Raw genomic sequence first — 23,782 nt, 5'->3', positions numbered from 1 at the left:
TCAATTACTATCGCTGTACTGCTGCTCTTTATCCTCCTGGACTTCATTCTTTTTCAACCCCCAAAAGAATAGATTGCCCAACAATCCTAAGAGAAAAAGCAAGAGAGGAATGGCATAAGCTGCTAGGGGATTATAAGCTTCTCCAGCACTAATTTTCATCTGAGAGCCATATGGAGCTATCAACTGATAATAATTAAGACCGSAAAACAAAATCGAAAAGAAAAAGATAGAAAAAAAAAGCCGATAGAGATGCCCTAGCAGCTGTCCTTTGAATAAATAAGTAATTTCCCCCATCAGTGTTGCAAAATTCATAACAGCAATTACAAAATAAGCAATGACAACAGGAACTAAAAATAGAAAAAGGTAAAGATAACCATAAGCAACCCCCGGCTCTGGCTCAATTCCCCAATAACCGTACTGAAAAACCAGCAGATACAAAAATAGGGGCAAAAAAGGAATCACCCTAAACTTCTTATTTTTCATCAACATCTCCCTTTAAATAAAGAAACTTTTTCTTATCTTATTATAACAAATCTTCTTTATAAAACAAGAATTCACTTTTATTTTAAAGTATTCATTGACTGTAAAATCAAGCTTAGCAAATATCAGCCAATGTAAAAACAGCCATTTAGATGATGACAAATACAAGAAAAAATCATCTCAGCTAGCTGAGATGATTTGTCTGGCTAATATTAATTAGCTTTTTTGAAACGATAGACAAGAGCTGATAAAAGAATCAGTGCAAATCCTGCTGCTATCGCAAAGATAGATGTTTCACTGCCAGTTTTCGGCAAAACTTTTTTGCCAGTTGCTGATCCACGAACATCTTTTCCATCTTTATCTGTCGAATTACCTGGGGTTCCATCCGTCGAACCGCTTGGTTTATCACCAGATGATGACGGTGGTGGTGTCGAATCTGAAGAAGATGGTGGTGGTGTTGGTCCTTGTGGACGTCTAGCTTCAAATGTCCATGTGCCTGTAAATTTGACATCTGAGCCTGCAATAGTTTTACTATCCGCGTCATATTTAAGGAATTTCCAAGTACCTCCAGTTACTTCAATAGAATCCTTAGCTGGCTGAACCGCTTGAACTGCAGTACCATCTGTGTATTCATTGGCATCGGTCGGCAACAATTCTGTTACCTCTGCTGGTAAGGCGCGATTCGGATCTGCGCTTACAAATTCATACGTCACCTTATATTTCGGCGCTAGAGTGAAATTCCATTTACCAGTAAATTTAAGGTCCTTATCCGCAGCAGTCTGTGCATTCGTTTCTGCATAGCCTTCAAAAGTCCATGTGCCTTCAGTAACTGTAACACTTGTTTTAGCAGGCTGCCTAGCGTCTACATTAGTACCACTAGTGTAGCGATTAGTATCTGCTGGAAGCAAATCAGTTACTTCTTTTGGCAGGTTTGGATAGGCTGGGTTAGAGCTGAGAAACTCATAGCTGACACCATAGTCTTTATAACTATTGGTGAATGTTGGATTGTTGTCTGTAACAGCAGCTTCCAATTTAGCGTTGTTTTCAGTCACTGTGACAGTCACAGTATGTTCTTTACTGTCGTATGTCACTCCAGCTTCACTTCCAGCTACTTCTTTCAGCTTGTAGGTATAAGTCCCCTCTTTATCATAGGTGATTTCAGGAAACTTGATATTACCATTGGCGTCATTTGTTGCCTGATGTTCCACGTTATTTCCGCCAACCTCAGTCAGCTTGAAAGTGTACTTACCAGCTTCAAGTGCTTTACCATCCAGAAGTTTCTTAGCGGTAATTGCTGCACTTGTTGGCTCTAACTTGTATGTATTGGTGAAAGCATCACGGTCATAGGTAACCGCTGCTGTCTTAACGCCGTTGTTGTCTGTTACAGTAACAGTAACATTGATGTCTGAATTGGCATCGTTTGTCACACCTGGCAGATTGCTCGCTCGCTCACGAATGACATAGTTAAAGGTTCCCTCATTTTTGAAACGAAGTTTCTTAAAGGTTACGGCACCGTCTTTGTTTGTTACCGTTTGAACAACTTTGTCGTTGTCATCCTTATTGATCAAATCAAAAGTAAATTCACCATCTGCCAAATTGCGGCCAGTCAATTCCTTTTTGACTTTGAAGATAACTTCATCAGAACGGGTACCTTCCCCGACACCGTCAAGAGTTGTCAAAGGTGCAAATGGACGTGATACTAAATCTGGCATCTTTTGTCCATTAGCCGTAACGGTTACATCGTTAAAGGCTTTTTTGGTCACCTTATCAACTGGCTCTGTCAAACGTGTCCTATAGATAACATAAATACCTCTTCCACTCAAATCCCCAGCATTAACTGTGAAATGATTGGAGTCAGTGATTGTCACAATCTGGCTCGGATTAAAGGATTGACGTGTGCCAGAAGCACCTTCCCACTCAGTAAAGTAGTAACCTGTAATCCCTGTATCTTCATCTAGCTCTTGGCCTTCTGGAATAGTGTCCTCAATGACAACTTGACCAAGATTTTGGACATCACGATTGACACGGATACGCCAGTTGACGTAGTTAGGATCCTTAGAATCCTGAACACCCCACTTGGAATACCCCTGAGGTTCTTCATCAACCTTGATACGCTTCAGCCTATAGGTTCTAGCACCTGGGAAATTAACTTCTTGCTCTTGATCATAAGGCATATTATCAGCCCAAACCACTGTGAAAGAAGATTGAATACGCTTGGTATCTGGCATTTTCGCAAAATACTCAGCATTTGTGACAGTAATGGTCGCTGTATTGGTAACAGGATCTGTCACCAACTTGGCAACAACAGTACCATCCGGTGCACTTATGTTTTCCTCCAACGTTCGCTCAATTTTGAACTGTGATGGAACACGATAAACCATGGTATCACCATTATTTAATACTTTGCTATCTGCAAATGTATAGGTCGGAGCAATGTAAAATTTACCTTCACCGTAGCCTGTATCCTTTAAAGGATTAGTATTAATAGTGACATCTGTAGTTAGCTGATAATCACTTTCACCTAACTCTGCAGCAGAAACCCTAGGACTTGAGCTTAACAAGGGAAGAAAGGTTGATACCAAAAGCAGCAAAGTCATCAGAGCATGAGACACTTTATGATAAGTTTGTTTCACCTTGAATGCGGTCCTCCTTCTTTTTATATTTTATTTTAGACAAATGCTGGCAGGCACACCATCACCTGTCTACCCCCTCATTTTCAGCCGATTTTAAATCAAGATTTATTACCAAACTAAAAATGATAGTACTCGTATATGATAAGCAAATATGACATATACATATCAATTATAACATAAAAATTATAATTTACGCCTTGTAAACTATAATTTTTATTATCATTTTTCTATTCTTTGTCTACTTTCGTTACAAAAAAGTCACAAAAAATGGATTTATTCAGACTTGGATGGATTATTATTGATATATTAGAAATAAATGGCAGAAAAAATACCTAGACTTTTTTAGTCTAGATATTTTTAAATGTATTTCTGAAAAACATTTTGCCGCTTACTTATTAAAGATTGACTGTCTGAAGTCGTCTGTCTCACGAATATAAGCATTGTAAATCTTTTTCTTAAGCAGATTGACCCAGCTAGCATCTACACGGCTAGTTGCATTGGTAATGTTTCGTACATCCTCTGCCACTGCTTCGTCCATTAGCTTCTGCATCTCTTCATAAGAATGAATGGTTACTTTCTTAGTACTGTTTGGATTTTTAAGCTCGTACTCAATAGTGATTGGTTTAAGCTTGGTCAGCTGATCAATCCGCTCTTGGTACATAGCTTTCTTGAAGGCTACCCATGAATCATATTCGCCTTTGAATACATTTTCCAAGACTTTCTGGTCAGTTACGAGACCAACATCTCTTCCGGACCATCCATCCCACGTTTTCTTACCTTCATCAAAGGCTTCCTTAGAGTACTTACCAGAAACATAAGGGATAAATCCTTCATGGTAACCCTTGGCAGCTAGTAACTCATAGGCTGTACGGCGGAACATGACGTCACCCGGCGCTCCATTTGGATTGCTTAAAGCTGAGTAGATTGGTGAGAAGAGGCTGAGACTGAGGTAGCCATTTCGACCATATTTTCCACTATCCTTGTTCTCCCGACGAGTGATAACATCATTTTCAATCAGGGAGTCAAAAGTCTTCAGCTGCTTGATTTCCTCAGCAGTAAAGCTTCGCGTCTGGTTACCGGCATGGGTTTCCTTACCATACTTATCTGTAATATAGTAATTCTCCATCTTCCTGAACCACTGAAGCTTAGCGTCATCACTCTGCTTAAGCATAGAGGTACCTTCTAGGTAATCTAGCGTGTATATCATGTCAAACATACCATGGACATAGTGTTGTAGGTCTTCTGCATTTTGAACGCGTTCCTTGAAGTTATATGTGTGTAGACGCGTCTTAGAGTCCTTGTCCACCTTGAAGAGGGTATTGAGAGTAATGGTAGCTTCGTCTGCACTTGGAGTGGACTGCAAGAGACCGCGAGCATAAAGCTCAGCTCCCAGACCTTCGCGGCGGCCATTGCCCTCAAAGTAGATACCACCGTCAGAATTATGGGTCATCTCATGCGTATAGACAGAGTTACCATAGTCTTCTAACAATTTAGCTGCATCAAAGTGGGTTACACTTCCTGTAGCATAGGCATTATAGCCCTTGCTAGGATACCACTTGCCGGCTGGTCCAAAGAATTCCTGCATAGCCAGTGATTTTTTGTCATTAGCTGGAGCCCAATATTTTTGACCATTCTTGTCAACCAATGAGAATCCATCGTAAACCAGAACAGAACGGAAGAGCTTGTCCTTGCTTTCATCGCTTAGAATCTTATACCAGAAGTCATAGTGATCGCGCTGGTATTCAGCTGTTTTTCTCACTCGGTCTTCAACAAATTCAGCTAGCTCTGCATCTGTCCGAACCCTGCCATTGACATCAAGGCGATAACGGTCATAAGCCCCCATGGAGATGGTAGACATATTGGAGATAGCATAGACGCCCTTCTCAGTCATGGTCAAGAGCGGCAGAAGCATGCCCTTGTGTTCCCAGTTATCTGCAGTAATCTTGTCATAAACGCCGACAGAATACTTGCTCTTGTCCTCGGCTCCATCCTGAAGCTGTCTAGCTTCTGGCACATCCGACTTAGCCTCAACGATATAGGCTTTTGTATTGGTCTTGAGCCATTCATTGTTGCTCTTGTCCGGAAGGAAGAGCTGACGATAACCTTCTAGATAGTTAAAGAGTCCACGCTTACCAGTCGCTTCAGAAAGCGAGGCATCATAAGCCATATAGTTGTTCTTAGCTTTAAGATTGTTCATGCCTGACTTACCAAGTGAAATAATGGTATCTAAGGTTGAAGCATTATGATTTCCAAAGAAGTCAAACTTATAGGCCGACAAATCCTTAACATTGATATTGTCATAGTTGATATTATACCAACGGTTGAGATAAGTTAGACCCAGTAGGAAGGCTTCCTTATTGGCTGTAATCTTCTGAGCTACATAGTCAGCCACGACATCGCCTTCAGTATTGATGGACTTGTCCATAGCCAGAACTTTGCGCAACTCTTCTGACAGCTTGGTCTTGACTTGGTCAAAGGCTGTATCCAGATAGAGATCATCCAGAGAAGTGTCAGCATTCACGCCTAAAACAGTTCGCATAGCCGGTGAGTCAAGGACAACCTTGTTCAACTCTGGCAGCACTTGATTGAGAACCCTGCTGTAGTCTGATAGGAAAGCCTCTGGAGTATAAAGGAGATCTAAGCCATTTACACTGTATTCTGCAATTGCCTTATATTTGAAATCTCCCTTATAGGTCAGATCCAGATATTCAACCGTATTATCCTCAAAGTGCAGCATCAAGCGGTTAATTCCGGTCTTGTTGCTATTGATATCAGTGATAATCTGGTCACCCTTCATTGGAACAACATCCAGCAAGTACTCCGTATTAAGCTTTTGATTATCTGGAAGTTTATTTCCATAGGCAACAATGGTCTCCTTATTGTAGAATGGAAGGAGTTTTTCCATGTTAGCATAAGCTATCAGACGGTCTTCTCGAGCATTCTTTTCCTGGGCATAGTTGACAGAATAAATATTGAGATTCGTGTCTTCTAGAGTGGTCGTAATGTCTAAACTAGCTAGCTTCTCTTCTGCCTCGTTCAGAGTCAGTGTTGAAGTGACAAACTTGTCATTTTCCAGTGTTTTATTTCCTTCAACGGCATAAGCTTCTGTGATACGGTTGTTTTCATATCCCTGGTCGCCTGAAATACTGTAGACATTTGTACCGCTGACATTGCTGATGACATTATCAATCAAGCCATTGAAGTAATTGGAACCTACTACCCCGCCAATCTGACCGTTCTTAGTAGAGTTTTTAATTTTTCCAGCTACATAAGAACGGCTGATGCGGGCATTGTTTTCTAAACGGCCAACCAGACCACCGAAGCGTTGGTTGTTGGCTCTAGCACCTGCTAGAATGGTCACATCTGCCCTGCTTTGACTAATCAAGGAGTTTCCTCCCTTAAGATTGGCAACCAAACCACCGACATTGTATTCTTTGCCCTGTTTATCATTTGACACGATAGTTCCAGTAAAGGAGCTATTGGTAATTTGCGTATTGTTAGCAATAACGACCAAACCTGCTACCTGTGAAGCATTTTCTTTTACTTCTACTCTACCTTGGACTGAAACATCTGTGATTCGAGCATTTTCTGCATTGCGAGCCAGGGCAGCTGAGTCATAGGTGCCTACAATATTGACCTCTTTCAGGTCCAGATTAGAAACAGAAGAACCACTCTTGAGGTTTTCAAATAAAGGCTTGGCTAGATTATAAATCGCGTACTGCTTGCCATTATGGTTACCTGTCAGACTGCCTGTGAAGTTCCCTTTGAGGTAGACATAGTCCGCAGGTGCCAGACTAACTTCGCTAGCATCCAAATCTGCTCCCAGAACATAGTTACCAGCCATATTTTGCTTCATGGCGTCTATCAAACCAGCAAAGCTGGTGTAGACATTTTGCTGGCTAGGGACTGCCTTACTGATATAGAAGTCATAGCCAGACTTATAGCCTGCCTCACCTTCTTGTACCAGCTCAGGCAGAGAGACTGTCACCTTATAGACATCCCTGCCATCCTTATGACTTTCCGCTATGCTGTGAACTGGCAGGAGCATTTCCTTAGATTCACTTGATTTGACTTTGACGAAGTAGTTTGACAGATCCGTAGGCATAGAGTTCATGGACACGACGCGCTTAAACTGGTCGTTTTCTTTTCTGTAAAACTCTGCCGAATCAATATCTCGGAAGGCAATCTTCTTGTATTCCAATTCAAAATTGCGGCTGTCCGTTTCAAGGCCTGTGAAGCTGCCATTATCCAGTTCATAAGTCAGCTTGGTTTTCAGGCTATAGCCTGTGTAGTAGTCTAAGTCGCCAATCTTCAGACTTCCTGCGAAATTGGTAATCGGAAGAGTGCGGACAAGCTGATCACCCTGGTACAATTCTGCAGTTGCTGAACGGAAGGACTGGGTCTGGTCTTCTAATCTATATTGGACTGTAACCGACTTATCGTCCGCATTTTCTGTCAGACTTAGAATGGAAACCGTAGGCTTGACTTTAGGCACTCCATTTAGAGCTTCTTTGGCTGCTGTCAGACTAGCAAAAGCTTGGTTAACCTGCACTTGTGTAGCAGTTTGATTATTCAGAACTCCTTCTGCCTTTGTCAATTCGTCAGTATAAGCTGTCTGCTTATCTGAATCCGCATTTTTATATTTAGCAGTTGTTTTAACAGTTGGATTTAAATCGTACTCGTTTTGAAGAGCCGTTTTGACAACCTCAAGACCGCTTAACTGAGCCTTGGCTTGGTTGATTTGTTCCACCAGTTGGTTAACTTCTGCTTGGCTAGCGTTTGATTGACTTAGAAGCGCTTGACCTGCTGTCAAAGCAGCATCATAGCTAGATTGATGGCTCTGACTATCGTTGAAATAACGTGCCTGAGCTTTAATCTGATCCGCTTCTGCTAATAGATTATGCAGTGGAATTAAATCGAACTCTTCTAAAACCTCTGCTTTTGGCGCATCGTTCGGTACCATATGCGGCTTAGCTGTACCAACTTTAACAACTTGCGTTACTGGAGCTAGAGTTTCCTCATTCGAAAGCTCTTGGCGGTCGATTTCTTGGCCGTTGGAGCTGTAGACACGAGTCTTGATGGTGCGCTCGCCCTGAACGCCAGGAGTCACAATCTGACGGACATCACGAACAAGTTCGTCTGTCTCTTCTTCACGAATGGTGAAGTTAATTTTCTCCACTCGGGTTTCGTCCGTGTAAGTCAACGGATATTCTGGCAGAGCTTCTACTTTCGGAGCTTCACTTGGTACCATGGTTGGCTTAGCCGTACCAACTTTGACAACTTGCGTTACCGGAGCCAAGGTTTCTTCATTGGATAGCTCTTGACGATCAATTTCTTGACCGTTAGAGCTGTAGACGCGGGTCTTGATGGTTCGCTCGCCTTGCACACCCGGAGCGGCAATTTGACGGGCATCACGAACCAATTCGTCCGTTTCTTCTTCACGAATTGTGAAGTTGATTTTCTCTACACGCGTTTCGTCCGTGTAAGTCAGTGGATACTCCGGCAAAGCATCTGCTTTTGGTGCATCACCTGGTACCATGTTCGGCTTAGCGGTACCAACTTTAACAATTTGTGTTACTGGCGCTAGAGTCTCTTCATTAGATAGTTCTTGACGATCAATTTCTTGACCGTTGGAGCTGTAGACACGAGTCTTGATAGTGCGTTCACCTTGAACACCTGGAATAGCGATTTGACGAGCATCTTGTGGTAATTCATCCGTATATTGCTCTTCAATATTGAAGGCGATTTTCTCTACGCGAGTTTCATCGGCATAAGTCAACTGGTACTCTGGCAAAGCGTCTGCTTTTGGTGCATCACTCGGTACCATATTTGGCTTAGCAGTTCCGACTTTGACGACTTGCGTTACTGGAGCTAGAGTTTCTTCATTGGAAAGCTCTTGACGATCAATTTCTTGACCGTTGGAACTATAGACGCGGGTCTTGATAGTGCGTTCACCTTGAACTCCCGGAGTTGCGATTTGACGGGCTTCTCGAACAAGTTCGTCCGTTTCTTCTTCACGAATGGTGAAATTAATTTTCTCCACTCGGGTTTCGTCGGTGTAAGTCAGCGGGTACTCTGGTAAAGTATCTACTTTTGGTGCATTACCTGGTACCATGTGCGGCTTAGCCGTGCCAACTTTGACGACTTGCGTTACTGGAGCCAATGTTTCCTCGTTAGAAAGCTCTTGGCGGTCGATTTCTTGACCGTTAGAACTGTAGACACGGGTCTTGATTGTTCGCTCACCTTGCACACCTGGAGTTGTGATTTGACGGGCATCTCGAACAAGTTCGTCCGTTTCTTCTTCACGAATAATGAAATTGATTTTTTCAACTCTAGTTTCGTCGGCGTATGTCAGCTGATATTCTGGTAAAGCCTCTGCTTTTGGTGCATCACCTGGTACCATGGTTGGCTTAGCAGTTCCGACTTTAACAACTTGCGTTACTGGAGCCAAGGTTTCTTCATTGGACAGCTCTTGGCGGTCAACTTCTTGACCGTTGGAGCTGTAGACACGAGTCTTAATCGTCCGCTCACCCTCAACACCTGGAGTCGCAATTTGACGGGCGTCCTGTGGCAATTCATCAGTGTATTGTTCTTCAATATTGAAAGGAATTTTCTCAACACGCGTTTCGTCGGTGTAAGTTAGCGGGTATTCTGGTAGTTCTTCAACCTTTTGTGCGTCAGCCGGAATCAGGCTTGACTTACTTGTACCGACCTTAATAATCTGAGTGACTGCTGCAAGAATTTCTTCATCCGATAAAACTTGGCGGTCAACCTCTTGGCCATTCGAGGTATAGATACGAGTGGTAATCGCCCGCTCGCCCTGAACACCTGGTGTGACAATTTGGCGACTGCCTTCTGGAATCTCATCAGTATACTGTTCTTCAACAGAAAAATCTATCTTTTCTCTTCTTGTTTCATCTGTCGCAGTCAGTTCTAATTCTTGGGCTTGATGAACGGGTGCGTCATCTGGTGCTGTACCATAAGTTGTTAGTTCCGGAACTTCTTGTACTGGAGCGGTGTCTGGTGCAGTGCCATAAGTCGTTAGCTCAGGCACTTCTTGAACCGGTGCAGTATCTGGCGTTGTGCCATAGGTCGTCAATTCTGGGACTTCATTTACAGGAGCGGTGTCTGGTGCAGTGCCATAAGTCGTTAGCTCAGGCACTTCTTGAACCGGTGCAGTATCTGGTGTTGTGCCATAGGTCGTCAATTCTGGGACTTCATTTACAGGTGCGGTATCTGGTGCAGTGCCATAGGTTGTCAACTCTGGGACTTCTTGTACTGGCGCTGTATCGGGCGTCGTGCCATAGGTCGTCAATTTTGGAACTTCATTTACGGGTCCTGTATCGGGCGTCGTGCCATAGGTCGTCAATTCTGGGACTTGATGCACTGGTGCTTCATTTGGTACAGATTTTACTGCAGCAGTTCCGACCAACACAATTTCCGAAACTGGCTCTGCAGTTACCTGATCTGAAATCACTTCGCTTTTTACAATTTCTTTACCTGCAATATAATTGCGAGTGACAACAGTACGTGTACCAGCGACGCCTGCGCGAATGACCTGAGATTGCCCCTCTGCGAGCTCATTTGAATATTGGTATTCTGTTTGATAAGGCAGAACTTGGGTTTGGCTGCTTTCCTGGCTCTTGAATTCGAGTTCTGGTACTTCAGTGACTGGAGAAAGCCGAGCAAATTCTCGTTCTTTGGCAGCAATAATCTCTTTTTCTTGCTCTGTCAGTTTCTCTGTTTCAGTAGATACCGGATTGTTGGCAGTATCCTGATTCCCAGAAAGACTAGCAGATTTACCTGCCTGTTGATCGACTTCGACAGCTGACAAGTCCTTTTGTGCCGTAGGAAGCTGATGACTTCCTGCTGTGTTTTCCTTGCCTTGTTCACCGCTTTTCAGATAGCCGACATACTCAAAACCAGCAATCTCTAAAGGTTCAGGCAGCTTATCTCCCACTGTCAAATTCAGCCTTTGATTGTAGGCGGCTAATTCAATATTGGTCACTGCAAATACAGAAGGAGCTAGGAGAATAGAGCCTAGACCCGTCACCAGCAAAATAGAAGACAGGTATCGCTTGCCATTTCTACCTCGTGCAATTACTAAGACTGCTAAAGTCAGTCCAGCAGCTGCAAAAGTTGCTTCCCACAGACTTGAGTAGCCCGTCTTTGGCAGATTTTTTGCCGAAAGCCCCTGAGTCTTTGGACGATAAACCAAGTAATAAGCATCAGAGTTTTCTTCCACAAACTTTGGAAGCTCCTTAACAACTGCATTCTTCTCAGCTTCAGTCAGTTCAGACTCTACTACGTAGTGATACTGAACTGGAACGGTTTTGCCGGCTGAGACTTCTGCAGCCTCAACCGTACTTATATTTCCCCCTATTGCGGTACTCAAAAAGAAGCTTCCGATAGTGGCGGAAACCAATCCTACTGATAACTTTCTAAAAGAATAGCGCTGGAGCGTATCACCAGTGATTCTTTTTTCCATAATAATTCCCTTTTCTCCATATAATAATCTCTTAAAATTTTACAGAATTTCCTACAAAAATTCAATGCTTTTGCTTAAAAATATATCTTTGAAGACTGAAATCTTTTGATTTCTGAACAACCTGAAAATAGTGTTCATTTTTAACTAAAAAAATAAAAAAACAAATCTTCGGATAGAAAATCTGTTTTTTAAAGTGTGATTTATTTTGTTGGTCAGGAGTTCAAATCCAACTCAAAGAGGCCGTACTCATGCTTGTCCCCTTGCAATTCTGCCGCATAGTGGCGCGTGACGGTTTTTTGATGAATCAAGGCACCGATAGCTGAAGCCTGTCGCTTCTGTGCTTCTTTAAAAATCGGATAGGCCAAGGCAGAGCCCAACCCCAAGAATTGCTCATCTACTCCTAGATACATAATCGTATAACGTTTGGTAAAACGCTTGGTCCAAAAAAGCTTGGCTAGGTTGAAAGGAGTCAGTTTTTGATAAACCAGAGAGCCGTAGTCCGGCATGGCAATCAGAAAACCAGCAAGCTTGTCCTCCTTATAGGCCAGCTTAACCATGGAAAAATCAAGAATATACTGGTATTTTTGAAAAATCTGACTGAACTGCTGACTGGAAATAGACCGATAAATCGGAAAATCTTGATAGAGGCGATTGAGAAGCTCAAAAACCTGCAGCGAGGCTTTTTCCCACTCCTGCTTCTTTGGAGAGCAAATGGTGAAACCTGCTTTTTCAAAAGAATCAAAGCGATGAGCCAGCTTATCCTGATGAGTTTGATTGCTGACCTTGGGATAAAAATTGGACAGATAGCGCTCCTTGAGCTCAAAACCTGCAGCCTGCCACAGCTGGGGATAATAGGCTGGATTATGAGGTTCTCCAGTAAAAGGAAGCTCCTCTGTTCCAGTCAGCTGCATTCGATAGCCCAGCCAAAAACTTGCCTGTACGGGACCTATAATCCTGCTAGCTCCGAGACTGCGAGCAAAACCTGCTAAATGCTCGATAAAAGCAGATGCAATCTGTTGCTCATTGATCGACTCGAAAAATCCCAAGTAAGCAGCCTCATCACCTGGATAGAAGGTCAGAAGTCCTCGAATACAAGGCCGACTGTCCACATAGCCAATAAAGGCATAGGTTTCTAAGTCCGAACTCAGCGGGTGACTGCCCTCAATCAAGGCCAGCTCTTCCTCCTCCGACTGCATGAGATGGTCTGGCTGGTAAATCCGCTTGGGCAGGGCTAGAAAATCGTCCAGCTCTGCAGTATTAGGTTTGACTGGTTTAATTTCCAGCATGGTCTTCCTCCTTGATCAGTCGAATCTTGCCAGTAAGGCCATCCATCTCAATCCAATCACCGTTTTGTAGCTGGCTGCAGGCACCTCTGACATTGACAATCGAAGGAATACCCAACTCGCGGGAAATAATGGCCGTGTGCGAGAGCAAAGACCCCTGCTCAGCAATGACACCCTTGGCTTGGGTCAGAAGATAGACCCAGCCCGGATCGGTCATCTTGGTCACGATAATCCGGTCTTGAGCAGACTCAATCTCCTGCACATCTTCCACGACCAAAACCTGAGCCTTAACGTAGCCAGGTGAACAGCCAATCCCTTGTAAGGCTTGATTGCCCGTATTATGACTGCTGGTACGGTTTTGCGATTTCAGGTATTTCTCAAAGACCTGCCCAGCAAAAACATAGCGACTAAAGGTTGGTAGTTCTTTATCAGCCTCCAACTTCTCCCGACGATCGGCTATCAAGCCACTAACATCTCTGGGCTTGCTGGTAAGCTCAAACAACTCTTCCTTTGTCAGGTAAAAAACATCGTCAGGCGTAGCCAGCAGCCCTTGCTCGGCTAATTGCTGACCAAGCGTTCTGAAAATCTGCCGCATCATGCCATAGATCCGTGTGCGGTTTAAGCGGGAGCTTTCCCGATATTTAACACCAGTCATGGCTCGCTTGCGGAGAAAATTCGTCCACCAGCTTGATTTTTGCTCCTCTTCTTCAAGTTTCTGAGGAGCCAGCCTCTTCTCCTCTTGCTGGCACATTTGCAGCAGGAGCTTGAGCAGACGCTCTGGGTGCGTTCGAAAGGTTGGGGTTTCTAACTTCAACTCTTCCGGAGCCCGATCACCAAATTCATGGATAAAATGGACTATTTCTTGAACCAAAGGATGCTGGCGACTTAGAAAGACTGCTGGACTCTCACTTGCCATAGCCTGTCTAATCGCTGCATTTTCTTCTGCTTTGAGCTGAGCTGTTAAATCCTGCAGTGCCAAAGCCGGCCTCATACTTTCAATCTGCTCAATTCCCGCAATCTCAGCCTGAACAGCCCCGCCACGACGCGACTTCTTCAGGAGTCCAGTATAGACAAAAGCATAGAGGTCATTGACTAGCGTAATGTCCCAGTGAGCCAGAATGTCCTCTTTTAGCTTGCTGACCAAGGTAATCAATGTCTCCGCATCTGCATGGGGAGAAAAGCTCGCTTCATATTCGCGCTGAATCTGGGCAAACTGTTCTTCTAATTGCCGCATTTGCCTGGGCGCTGTCCAAAACTCTCGGATGATACGAAGCATGATTTGCAGGCGTTTGAAAGCAGACAGGTGCACCGGCATCTGAGGCACCTCTGTCTCTCGTACTCCCAGCATATCCTGCCAGATAGGGATGATTTTCTTAGAAAAAGGCAGAAGCTGCAAGAGCTGATACCAGCTCTGAATTTGGTAATAGACTCGGCTGTTGACCGGCTGCAGCATATTTTGAAAAGTGGCTTCATAGGAAGCCAACTCAGGGGCATCCTTGCCAACCAAGCGCTGGGCCAGACTTCGGAAAATGCTGGCATAAGCCTCTTGAATAAAGCTAATGGTCAGAGGACTGGAAACACCCGGATAGCTCTCGACAATGTTGCTGTTATCCAGAATAATCCGCTGTCCCTCTGGCAAGGTGGTAATAGGTCGAGCCTGCAAGAGATAGAGCTGGCCATTTGCGAAGGTGAACTCCATATCCATATAAGGTCCGAAAAGCTGACTCACCTGACTAGCCAAGGCCTGTAACTCCTCGAGTTGTTCCTGTGATAAGTCTGGTGAGTCCTTCGTCTGCTCTGTATAAAAGAGCTGGTCCTTGGGATGGAGGGTCACCATGGTTGTAGGAATCCTATCCTCAACAACCTTATTGCCCAAGCCCCGACCGATGACAATGATGTGCTCGTTCAGAATGCCCTTGGGATTAGCTGTGAAATAAATCCCTGACAAGTCTCCCTCCTGCATGACCTGGATAATACAAATCATCTGTGCCTGCTTCAAGGATAGTCCCTGCTCAAATAGATAACTAAGAGCTGACTCCTGATAAAGAGAAAGCAAGGTCGCTTGGATGGCTTCTTTAAGCCCTTCTGGACTGACATTGAGCTGGCTCTCAAACTGACCGGCAAAGGAGGAGGCCTTCCCATCCTCAATGGTTGCTGATGAGCGAACCGCAAAACGACAGTCTGTCTGAGAAAACTCCTGCCGAATCCAGTTTTCTGCTGCTGTCAGATCTTCCTGCGCAAACCGCTCTTTAGCCCAGTCCTTCAGTTGCTGACTGAGTTGGGACAAGTCCAACTCTCCAGACCGATAGGCTGCTTCCATCCGCTCCAAGTCAGCAGAGCTAGCAGGTTTTTGAAAAAAGTCAAAAGCAAACACTGCAAAGTCAGGAACAGGCAAACCAGCAGCCTGCATTTTCAGCAAATGATAGGCCTTGCCTCCGACCTGGTCAAGCCCTGTCTGCTTGATCCTTTTCATCAAAGTACTCCCATCAAGAGATAAACAGCAACGGAAAGAACCATGGTCGTCTCCGTGATATAGGTATAGCGCTCCACCCGCTCCCTGATATTAAAACGAGTTGGATCCTTGATAAACTGCTCAAACTGGACAGTCATCCAGATGACATTCAGCACCAAGACCACCACTCCGACATGGGAAATATTCCAGAGGAGGGCGAAATTGGTCAAGATATCCAGCAGAGTCACCACCTCGATAAAGCGAGTGGCTTTTTTGTAGCCAAAAAGCATAGAATAAGTCACATACTCTGTCTCGTCTTTTGGCGCCCGAATCTTGCGGCAGACTTCCCAGATCAGACTTGGGAAATACATGGTAAAGGCCAGCAAAACGGTCGGCAAGGACAAGAGAGGCAGATTGTACTTGTAGCAAACAAAAGAGATAGTATAGAGATTCAAAATCATCATGACCGGATTATGGGTCACTAGAGCCAGAGGCAGAGAATTTTGAATCTTGTCTCTCTTGAAGAACCAGAAGGACATGAGGGTTCCGTAGATATAGAGAAAGAGAAACCAGCCGATATTGTTCATAAAGAGGATGTTGAGAAGCACAGACACAGCTACGATAAAGCTGAGGGCAATAGCCAGGTCCTTCTTTTTCACTCGGCCAGATGGCAGAGCCCGATGAGGAAAGAGCCGTCTGTCGGTCTCGTAGTCCTTGAAATCATCCGCAATCCGCAGAATCATCAGAAAGACAAAAATCGTAAAAATTCCGATTAACTCCTGATGGTCAAAGTGAAAGGTGGTTACTCCGTCATTAAGAAGAAGAACAAAATAAATCTCAAAAAACATGATGGCAGCCACAAAAAAGCGCGGCAGCAGAGGAAACATTTCCTTATAATAAACAGCTAATCGTTTAAACATAGCTTTTCTCCAATCTTTTCACCCATTTGAATCTGGGTTTCTATTCCGAGGTCTGAGTAAGTCAGGATATCCCGATCCATGCGAATCGTGCCTGCTGGATAGAGGACAAGAATGGTTGAGCCACCCAGACCAAAGCAGCCCTTCTCCTGTCCCCTGACCAAATGGTCCTGACTGTGATTGTATATTCTTCCGACCAAGAGAGCCCCTACTTCCATCTGCAGCACAGGTCCTAGGTCGGTATCTAAAAGATAGTATTCTCTTTTATTTTCCTTGTAAATCAAGCGCCACTTCTGGGCTACCTGCCGGACCGTATGCAGGCGGCCCTTGATTTTTCGTCTTTGGGTAATTCTGCCGGATTCAGCAGCCAAATAGCGGTGCAGGTCTTCCACTCCCAAACGATAAACTAGCGCTGTTCCGCCAGTGAACAGCTGAGCTAAGTCATCATCCAACAGTAACTCAGCTAGCCTGTATGTCTGCCCCTTAATTGTCAGCTGCAAGTCCTGACTGATGGTAAAAGCCTCCAGCTTAGCATCCGCCACAGCCAGTACTTGACCGTCAGGACAGACCGGACGCAGAGCGGGCTTGATTCTCCGCTGAAAGAAAGCCGCGAAGCTAGAATAGGGGCCATCTTCATAGTCAGCTAGATCCAGCTGATAACTTTCAACAAAAGCTGCTATTTTCTTTCGAGAAAATGCAGTATAGTCTTTCAAAGTCAGAAGATAAGACATGCTAGGTCGGGTCAAGAAAGGCAACAAGATGCGGCCCCAAGCAGTACCATAAAGCTTGTCTAACAGACCCGCCTTGTATTCTGTCGGTTCCAGTACTTGACCAGTCCTTCTCTGATAGACCTTAACCATATGAGAGAAACCCCAGACCAATCAAGCTAGCAACAGCTAAAATCGCAAAGACTAGGTAGGCCAGCTTATTGGGCTTGGGAATTCGGCAGTTGTAGACAAATAGGAAGGGCAACAAAAGAGACAAGCCCAGCCACGCCCAAGCAAAGAAACCAGGCGCCAGCCATTGACAGACCAGATAGGTCAGAGGAAAAAATAGGGCGCTGTAAGTCACGGGCAAGCCGATAAAATAAGAGCCAGATCCTTCATCATGCTTGGCCAAGCGATTAAAATGAGCCAAGCGCGTAACTGCAGCTAAGACATAGAGAACAGCCAAGATGATATTGGCCGCTCCCAAGGGCAGCTGAGTCATGAGAAGCACCGCAGGAAGAGCCGCAAAGCTAATCATGTCGCAGAGCGAATCAATCTCAATGCCGAAGCGCTTCTGACTTTCAGTCCGCTTCATCCGTCGAGCCACCACACCGTCAAAGAGGTCACAGATACCGCTAACGATAAAGGCCATCATGGCTAGCCGCAGCTGGGACTGAATGATGGCATAGACTGCCAAAAGTGCAAAAGCAGCGCCCATATAGGTTAGGATTACAGATTTGTCGTATTCACCGATAAACAAAGGTTCATTCTTCTTCATGGATTCTTATTTCCCCTCTTCTTCCATCTAAAGTAACCAACATGCCAGTTTTTAGCAGCTGAGTTGCATTCTTAGCGCAGACCAGAGCTGGAATCCCGCATTCCCGAGCGACAATGGAGGCATGGCAGAGAACTCCACCGTACTCTGTCACAAGACCGCCTAGAATACCGAAAACATAGCTCCAACCCGTATCTGTATAGCGAGTGACAAGAATTTCTCCCGGTTCAATCGTCTCAATATCAGCCAAATCCAAGAGAACTCGAACCCGACCGGTTACCTGACCGCTGCTGGCTGGCATCCCCGTCAGCAGGGTCCGACTGTCACGAGTCACCTCTTTCAAGCTCATCTCTTTGTCGGTCAAATCACCCACTGGCTCAAAATTCCTATAAGCCTGGCAATAATGCTGATTATCTGCCGCCTCTTCTTGAAGCTGGTCTGCAGTCTTTTGCCCTTTCATAAAGTCAGTCAGGCTTTCTTTCTTAATGTAAAAAACATCTTGAGAATCTTTCAGAAAGCCTCGCTTTTCATAGGCTCGGCCGAGTTTGAGGCTAATCTGACGAATGAGGTGGTAATAGCGCGTGGAAATATCCTTGAACTCCTCCCGCCACCAGAGCAAGTTCCGCAAGTCTTGACTGATTTTTTCTATCTTTTTCTGCTTAGCTCGAGATAGATAGGCAAGATCCAGCTCAGACTCAGAGACAGGATTGAGCGAAGCTTTGGCCGCCTGGTAGTAAGCTGAATCAGCAACCAACTGCTGGATTGCTGACATAACCTGATGAGCATCTTCTTCGTAACTCGCTACTCGCAAGTCCAGCTCTCGAGCCGAGTGATAGCCAAAGTCCTTTTGGAAATCCTGAACCTTGATGAAATCTGCTCGCTCAGGATATTGTGCTGCCAGTCCCTGCAACTCTTCCACCGATAGCTTCAACCAATCGTCTGTCAGTTTCTCATCTTCCAAAACAAAATCCGCAGCTTCCAGCATTCGAGCCAAAGGCTTGGTATGCGAAACATTTCCTAACTTAGCTATCAATTGGAAAAATTCATCGACCGTCAGCCATTTGAGGAGACTGGTCTTTTTCATGGACAGCTGGACCGTATTGATGTAGGCCTGCCAGAAATAAGTTCCCTCACTGTCTAAATAAACCTGATTTAGCACTAACTGCCAAAGACTCTCGACCTGCTGCAGCGGGCTTTGGTCGTTCAGTTCTCGTATTTCTTGATTCAAGCGGTTAAATTGCTGGCGCAGCTCTTGCAGCTTGTCTGGCGCCTGATGCAGAAAAGTCTTAGTTACTTTTTGCGTTTTCAAAGCGACCCGCAGGAAATTTAAGAGCAAGGCTGGACTTAATTTACTAGTAAAACCTTGTCCTTGGTAGTCTTTATTGACTCCCAGCTCATCATCAAAGTCTCGCTCAATGTAGCCCGGAATCTGCTCCATACCTTGCTTGACTAAGCCTAAGTTCCAGAAAGGCCGAGCATAATGCAGGTGCATCAGCGGCGGCATCACACCTTCAGGCTCTAAGCCAATTGTCAGCAAAAAGCTAGAAAGGGCCTCTTGCCAAGAATGGCGGTAAAGGCTCCACATCAGGTTGGGACAGGGCTGAGCCGCCACGCCTCCATCCCGAAAATTCGCCGTCGTCCAGCGACCAATGTCGATTTTAGTTGGTACTGTCGTGATGGGCCGAGCCTGAAGCAGATAGACCTGCTCTTGTACGGCACACCACTCAATATCCATCGGCCGACCAAAATACGCCACAATCTGCAAAACCTGCGCATGCAGCTTCTGCAAGACTGCCAGAGAGATTTCAGCCTTTTCAAACTGGAGCCAGTCCGGCTTGTACCAAGCAAGAGTCAGCTGCTCAGGATTGACTTGACCGCTAACCAAGCTCTCAGCCGAGCCTTTTACGTACTCCAACAGCATGGTCTGGTCCTGATTAGTCGCTACGTCTAAGGAAAAGCAGACACCGCTGAAGTCAGGCTCAATCTGCTCCTGAATCAGCACTGCCATGGCAAAATTCTGCTCAGGCAAACTCTGGCGCTGCCAGTAAGCCAAGGCTTCTGGATTAAAGAGGGAAAGCAGACATGAACGAATACCCTGCTCAATTTCTGACAGTGTCCGGCAATTGCCAATCGAGTCATATTGACCAGCAAATGACATGTTCAGTCCATCTTCTAAAAGGGCACTACTGCGAACAATATAAGCTTGATTTTCCTGACAAAAGGCTGCTAACTGCTGTAGCCAAGCTGGCTCCAAGGGATACTGCTGCAAACGCTCCGCAATTTCCTCCTTACCCAGTTCGATTAATTCTTTAAGTCCCTCTTTTGAGTATTCTGGCAGAGCTGCGCTTAGCCAATCCATTACTTGGTCCGCAGACAAAATCAAACCATTAGGAACCGAAAGCCCCAGCTGACAGAGGTTGATTAACTGATTGATTTTACCGCCATAGACGACCGAAGGCTCTTTTTCCAGCCATAGTTCTTTCATCAAATACTCCCATCTCACATACGATTTTTTCTAAGCTTAGCCCAGTAGAGCAGACGATTGACTCCTAGATGCGTGCCCGCCCCGAGAATAAGTATGCCCAGCATCTGCTGCCAAGACAGAGGGATATAGAAAAGCAAGAAAATAATACAGCCAATCAAGGAATCAATCTGGTCTATCCAGATAAAGGTCCATTTCCAGCCATTCTCCGCCGTCTTGCCCTCTCTGATTTCCAAACGGCGCTTGATAAAGCTATTGGGTAGCTCAAACAAAACATAAGCCAGCCCCAAAAGAGCCCCAAGCACCAGATTAAAGAGCACGGTATTTTCGTATAAGGCATAAACCAAGTGCAGCTTCTCTAGGGTAGGAATACTCTTCAAGAGCAATCCCCAAAGAATCTGCGCCAAAGCTCCCCAGATAATCATGCCCAAGAAACCTTTCCAGGTCTTGTTAGCTCCAAAAAGCCTCTTCCCATCCTTTAAAATCAACCCAGCATCCATTGGTCGATAAGCCGCCTCTAGCAGTGAAGACTTGCAAAAAATCATATTCAGAATCCCAGCCAGAATGACCGGCATCAAAGTGACATACAAGGCAAGAATCGAATGCATACTTATTTCCTATTCTCTTTATGAAAATCTGCTTGAAAAGATTAAGAGACTTCTCAAACTTTTATGACTTCATTATATCATAAGTCTCTAAAGCCCTTACACAACAAACTGTCAACAACTGTCACATCTGATTGTGGTACAAAAATTCGTTATTCTAAAATGTTGCTTCCCGTCGCATTTGTAACTGCCTGATTTTTTAAGACATACTAAGAGTTAGTAACAACTAAACAAGATTATAGATAATATGTCAATCAATCTTCCTTTTATTATAAAAGGCTTTTAAAAAATTGTAAAGAAGTGCTCTTTATGATTCAAAGTAAAAAACCAGCTTTTCTAGCTGGTTTGTCAGTTTACTCTCTATCATCATAGCCATTTGGATGACTTGAATGCCATTTCCAAGCGGTTTCGATAATGGTTTCAATATTGTCGAATTTCGGCTGCCAACCCAGAACATTTCTTGCTTTCTCAGAGGAAGCAATCAGCGTATCCGGATCGCCTGGGCGCCGCTCTGCTATTTCCAAAGGAATAGGATGGCCGGTCACCTTGCGGGCTGCTTCTACAATCTGCAGGTTGGAAAAACCAGTCGAAGAGCCAAGGTTAAAGGCATCTGAAGGATGTCCGGCTCGCAGGTGCTCGACAGCCAGAATATGGGCGTCAGCCAAGTCGAAAGGATGGACATAATCGCGTACATTGGTCCCGTCCGGAGTATCGTAATCATCACCAAAAACAGCAATCTTCTCACGTTTGCCCTGAGCCACTTGAAGCACAATGGGCAGGAGATGGGTTTCAGGTCCGTGGTCCTCGCCGATTGAGCCGTCGGGCTTGGCACCGGCCACATTGAAATAACGCAGGGCTACAAACTTGATGCCGTAGGCCTGGTCTGCCCAGCGCATAATAGTCTCCATCATAAGCTTGCTCTCACCATAAGGATTAATCGGCTTTTGAGGAGTCGTTTCCAGAATCGGCACTTCCTCAGGAATGCCATAAGTCGCCGCAGTCGAAGAAAAGACGATGTTTTTAACGCCGCATTCCTGCATGACCTCCAAAAGTGAAACCATACCGGCTGTGTTATTGTCAAAATACTTGAGCGGATCTAACATGGACTCTGCGACCAGTGAAAAGGCAGCAAAGTGAATGACTGCATCAATAGATGGATTATTGGCAAATACACTACGCATAAAATCCTTATCAGCTAAATCGCCCTCATAAAAGACAGCTTGAGGATGTACGGCTGCCCTATGGCCAGTCACTAAATTATCAACGACGACTACTTCTTCCTTACCTGCTGCCACCAAACGGTCTACCATGTGCGAGCCGATGTAGCCAGCTCCTCCTAATACTAAAATTGCCATAAAACTTCCTTTCCCTGTTACACTAGTTTCATTATAACACATTTCCTAGAGCTGGATGCCGACGAATTGGACGAAGCGCATGAAAGCCTCCTGGCCTTCCTCAGTTCGCTTGTAAACTCCCGCATCTTCCAGTACTCGGCTGAAAATTTGTCCAACCGATGCCTGAACTACTCCTTCCACCGTCTCAGCGGTAACATCTGGATTCTGGTCTTTGAGTTGATTGGCCCACTTCTGATGATAGGCAGCAACCTGACAGTCTTCTCCTAGCAGAAACAATTCCACCTGCTTGAGTTCTTCCTTGAGCCGAGGCGGCAGAATAGCCAGCCCCATAACCTCAATCAGGCCGATATTTTCTTTCTTAATATGCTGCACATCCTTATGAGGGTGGTAAATGCCGTCTGGATGTTCTGAGGAAGTTTGATTGTCCCGCAAAACCAAGTCTAGCTCAAAACATCCATCTTTCCTGCGGGCAATCGGTGTGATGGTATGGTGGGGCTCACCCTCAGACTCAGCCAAAATCTGCACACTTGGGTCAGAATAAGTCCGCCAAGCTTGCAAGATCTTGTCAGCCAACTTGATTAACTGTTCCTTCTTCTCAGATCTCAGCCGAATGACGGACATGGGCCACTTGACAATGCCCGCCTCTACCTCTTCAAATCCGCTAAAAGTAAAGCTGCAATCCAGCTCTGCTATTTCCATAGGAAAAGTATGCCGTCCACCCTGATAGTGGTCGTGGGTCAGGATGGAGCCACCGACAATAGGCAGGTCGGCGTTGGATCCTGCGAAATAGCCTGGAAAGGTCTCAACGATGTCCAACAAGCGCTCAAAGGTCAGCCGACTGATAGCCATGGGAAGGTGCTGGCTGTGCAGAAAGATGCAATGCTCATTAAAATAGGCATAGGGCGAATACTGAAAACCCCACCCCTGTCCAGCCAAGTCAAAGCGGATAATCCGATGATTGGCGCGAGCTGGGTGGTCCAAGCGGCCTTGATATCCTTCATTTTCCATACAGAGCTGGCAGGCTGGATAATTACTATTCTTGGCCTTTTTAGCTGCCGCAATCTCCTTGGGATCCTTTTCTGGCTTAGAGAGATTGATGGTGATTTCCAAATCTCCATAAGTGGTAGGTGCTTTGAAAGCAATGTTTTTAGCAATGGCCTTGACCTTGATGTAGTCATTCTTTTGACTAAGCTGGTAAAAATCAGCTACAGCTTGCTCGGGACTTGAGGCATAGGTCGTCCAGAAGTCCCGATTGAGCTGGCTAGGGGCTGGCGTGATTAAGTCCATGAGCTCTGCTCCTAGTATATCCTGCTCAGCCAGAGTATCACCAATCTTCCCATTCTTGACAGCCACAGCTACCAAGTCATCCTTCAGATCAATTAGCTGCTCAGCTTCTGTATCCTGCTCTGCAACTGTCTCTCCGACTAAAGCCATGACACGATTGCTCAGATAGATGGTGTCCATTTCTTCAAAAGTGCTATTGTCAATCACTGCTGACACAAAAGCATCCAGTAACTTCTTGGACATAGATCTTCCTTTCTTTTGCTAGTAAAGAGAGTGGGACAGAAATTGGTAATTCGTTAGAATTCGATTTCGTCGTCCCAC

General features: G+C 45.1%; 12 protein-coding genes. All 12 read right to left on the bottom strand.

Annotated features, from left to right (window positions below; genetic code table 11):
- The 12 genes from K4H96_RS05440 to galT all read right to left on the bottom strand — a co-directional run bounded on the left by K4H96_RS05440 (position 1) and on the right by galT (position 23,704).
- The gene (locus K4H96_RS05440; RefSeq protein ID WP_227956404.1) at positions 1-489 is read right to left on the bottom strand and encodes an ABC transporter permease; all 489 of its coding nucleotides are present in this window, start codon (positions 487-489) and stop codon (positions 1-3) included.
- Positions 490-692: 203 nt separating this feature from the next.
- A complete protein-coding gene (locus tag K4H96_RS05435) occupies positions 693-3,113 on the bottom strand; it encodes an SHIRT domain-containing protein (RefSeq protein WP_223336783.1) in 2,421 nt (806 codons plus the stop codon).
- A 388-nt stretch (positions 3,114-3,501) separates the two neighbouring features.
- The gene (locus K4H96_RS05430; protein ID WP_223336782.1) at positions 3,502-11,601 is read right to left on the bottom strand and encodes an SIALI-17 repeat-containing surface protein; all 8,100 of its coding nucleotides are present in this window, start codon (positions 11,599-11,601) and stop codon (positions 3,502-3,504) included.
- A gap of 212 nt (positions 11,602-11,813) precedes the next feature.
- The gene (locus tag K4H96_RS05425; RefSeq protein ID WP_223336781.1) at positions 11,814-12,887 is read right to left on the bottom strand and encodes a hypothetical protein; all 1,074 of its coding nucleotides are present in this window, start codon (positions 12,885-12,887) and stop codon (positions 11,814-11,816) included.
- A complete protein-coding gene (locus K4H96_RS05420; protein ID WP_223336780.1) occupies positions 12,874-15,357 on the bottom strand; it encodes a phosphoenolpyruvate synthase in 2,484 nt (827 codons plus the stop codon). Before K4H96_RS05420 ends, K4H96_RS05425 begins: the two co-directional genes overlap by 14 nt.
- Complete coding sequence (locus tag K4H96_RS05415) at positions 15,357-16,256, bottom strand: UbiA family prenyltransferase (protein WP_048779623.1); 900 nt, start codon at positions 16,254-16,256, stop codon at positions 15,357-15,359. The genes K4H96_RS05420 and K4H96_RS05415 overlap by 1 nt, the downstream gene beginning before the upstream one ends.
- Positions 16,241-17,113, bottom strand: coding sequence for a phosphatidylserine decarboxylase (locus K4H96_RS05410; RefSeq protein ID WP_223336779.1), 873 nt, complete (start codon positions 17,111-17,113; stop codon positions 16,241-16,243). Before K4H96_RS05410 ends, K4H96_RS05415 begins: the two co-directional genes overlap by 16 nt.
- Positions 17,106-17,738, bottom strand: coding sequence for a CDP-alcohol phosphatidyltransferase family protein (locus tag K4H96_RS05405; RefSeq protein WP_223336778.1), 633 nt, complete (start codon positions 17,736-17,738; stop codon positions 17,106-17,108). The genes K4H96_RS05410 and K4H96_RS05405 overlap by 8 nt, the downstream gene beginning before the upstream one ends.
- Positions 17,725-20,220, bottom strand: coding sequence for a PEP/pyruvate-binding domain-containing protein (locus K4H96_RS05400; RefSeq protein WP_223336777.1), 2,496 nt, complete (start codon positions 20,218-20,220; stop codon positions 17,725-17,727). Before K4H96_RS05400 ends, K4H96_RS05405 begins: the two co-directional genes overlap by 14 nt.
- 14 nt (positions 20,221-20,234) lie before the next feature.
- Positions 20,235-20,825, bottom strand: a complete 591-nt coding sequence (locus tag K4H96_RS05395; RefSeq protein WP_223336776.1) for a CDP-archaeol synthase — start codon at positions 20,823-20,825, stop codon at positions 20,235-20,237.
- Between the two features lie 350 nt (positions 20,826-21,175).
- Positions 21,176-22,177 carry a UDP-glucose 4-epimerase GalE gene (galE, locus tag K4H96_RS05390; protein ID WP_223336775.1) on the bottom strand — a complete coding sequence of 334 codons (1,002 nt, stop codon included), beginning with the start codon at positions 22,175-22,177 and terminating at the stop codon, positions 21,176-21,178.
- Positions 22,178-22,222: 45 nt separating this feature from the next.
- Positions 22,223-23,704, bottom strand: coding sequence for a UDP-glucose--hexose-1-phosphate uridylyltransferase (gene galT / locus K4H96_RS05385; protein ID WP_223336774.1), 1,482 nt, complete (start codon positions 23,702-23,704; stop codon positions 22,223-22,225).
- Positions 23,705-23,782 lie beyond the last annotated feature (78 nt).

The organism is Streptococcus sanguinis (genome assembly GCF_020729765.1).
Classification (GTDB): domain Bacteria; phylum Bacillota; class Bacilli; order Lactobacillales; family Streptococcaceae; genus Streptococcus; species Streptococcus sanguinis_Q.
This window is presented reverse-complemented; position numbering and strand designations above follow the sequence as displayed.

What these genes read in the sequence shown, in the direction of transcription:
- galT (WP_223336774.1), bottom strand. Translation starts at nt 23,704, where the DNA reads ATGTCCAAGAAGTTACTGGATGCTTTTGTGTCAGCAGTGATTGACAAT.
- K4H96_RS05405 (WP_223336778.1), bottom strand. Translation starts at nt 17,738, where the DNA reads ATGAAGAAGAATGAACCTTTGTTTATCGGTGAATACGACAAATCTGTA.
- galE (WP_223336775.1), bottom strand. Translation starts at nt 22,177, where the DNA reads ATGGCAATTTTAGTATTAGGAGGAGCTGGCTACATCGGCTCGCACATG.
- K4H96_RS05415 (WP_048779623.1), bottom strand. Translation starts at nt 16,256, where the DNA reads ATGTTTAAACGATTAGCTGTTTATTATAAGGAAATGTTTCCTCTGCTG.
- K4H96_RS05420 (WP_223336780.1), bottom strand. Translation starts at nt 15,357, where the DNA reads ATGAAAAGGATCAAGCAGACAGGGCTTGACCAGGTCGGAGGCAAGGCC.
- K4H96_RS05400 (WP_223336777.1), bottom strand. Translation starts at nt 20,220, where the DNA reads ATGAAAGAACTATGGCTGGAAAAAGAGCCTTCGGTCGTCTATGGCGGT.
- K4H96_RS05425 (WP_223336781.1), bottom strand. Translation starts at nt 12,887, where the DNA reads ATGCTGGAAATTAAACCAGTCAAACCTAATACTGCAGAGCTGGACGAT.
- K4H96_RS05410 (WP_223336779.1), bottom strand. Translation starts at nt 17,113, where the DNA reads ATGGTTAAGGTCTATCAGAGAAGGACTGGTCAAGTACTGGAACCGACA.
- K4H96_RS05395 (WP_223336776.1), bottom strand. Translation starts at nt 20,825, where the DNA reads ATGCATTCGATTCTTGCCTTGTATGTCACTTTGATGCCGGTCATTCTG.
- K4H96_RS05430 (WP_223336782.1), bottom strand. Translation starts at nt 11,601, where the DNA reads ATGGAAAAAAGAATCACTGGTGATACGCTCCAGCGCTATTCTTTTAGA.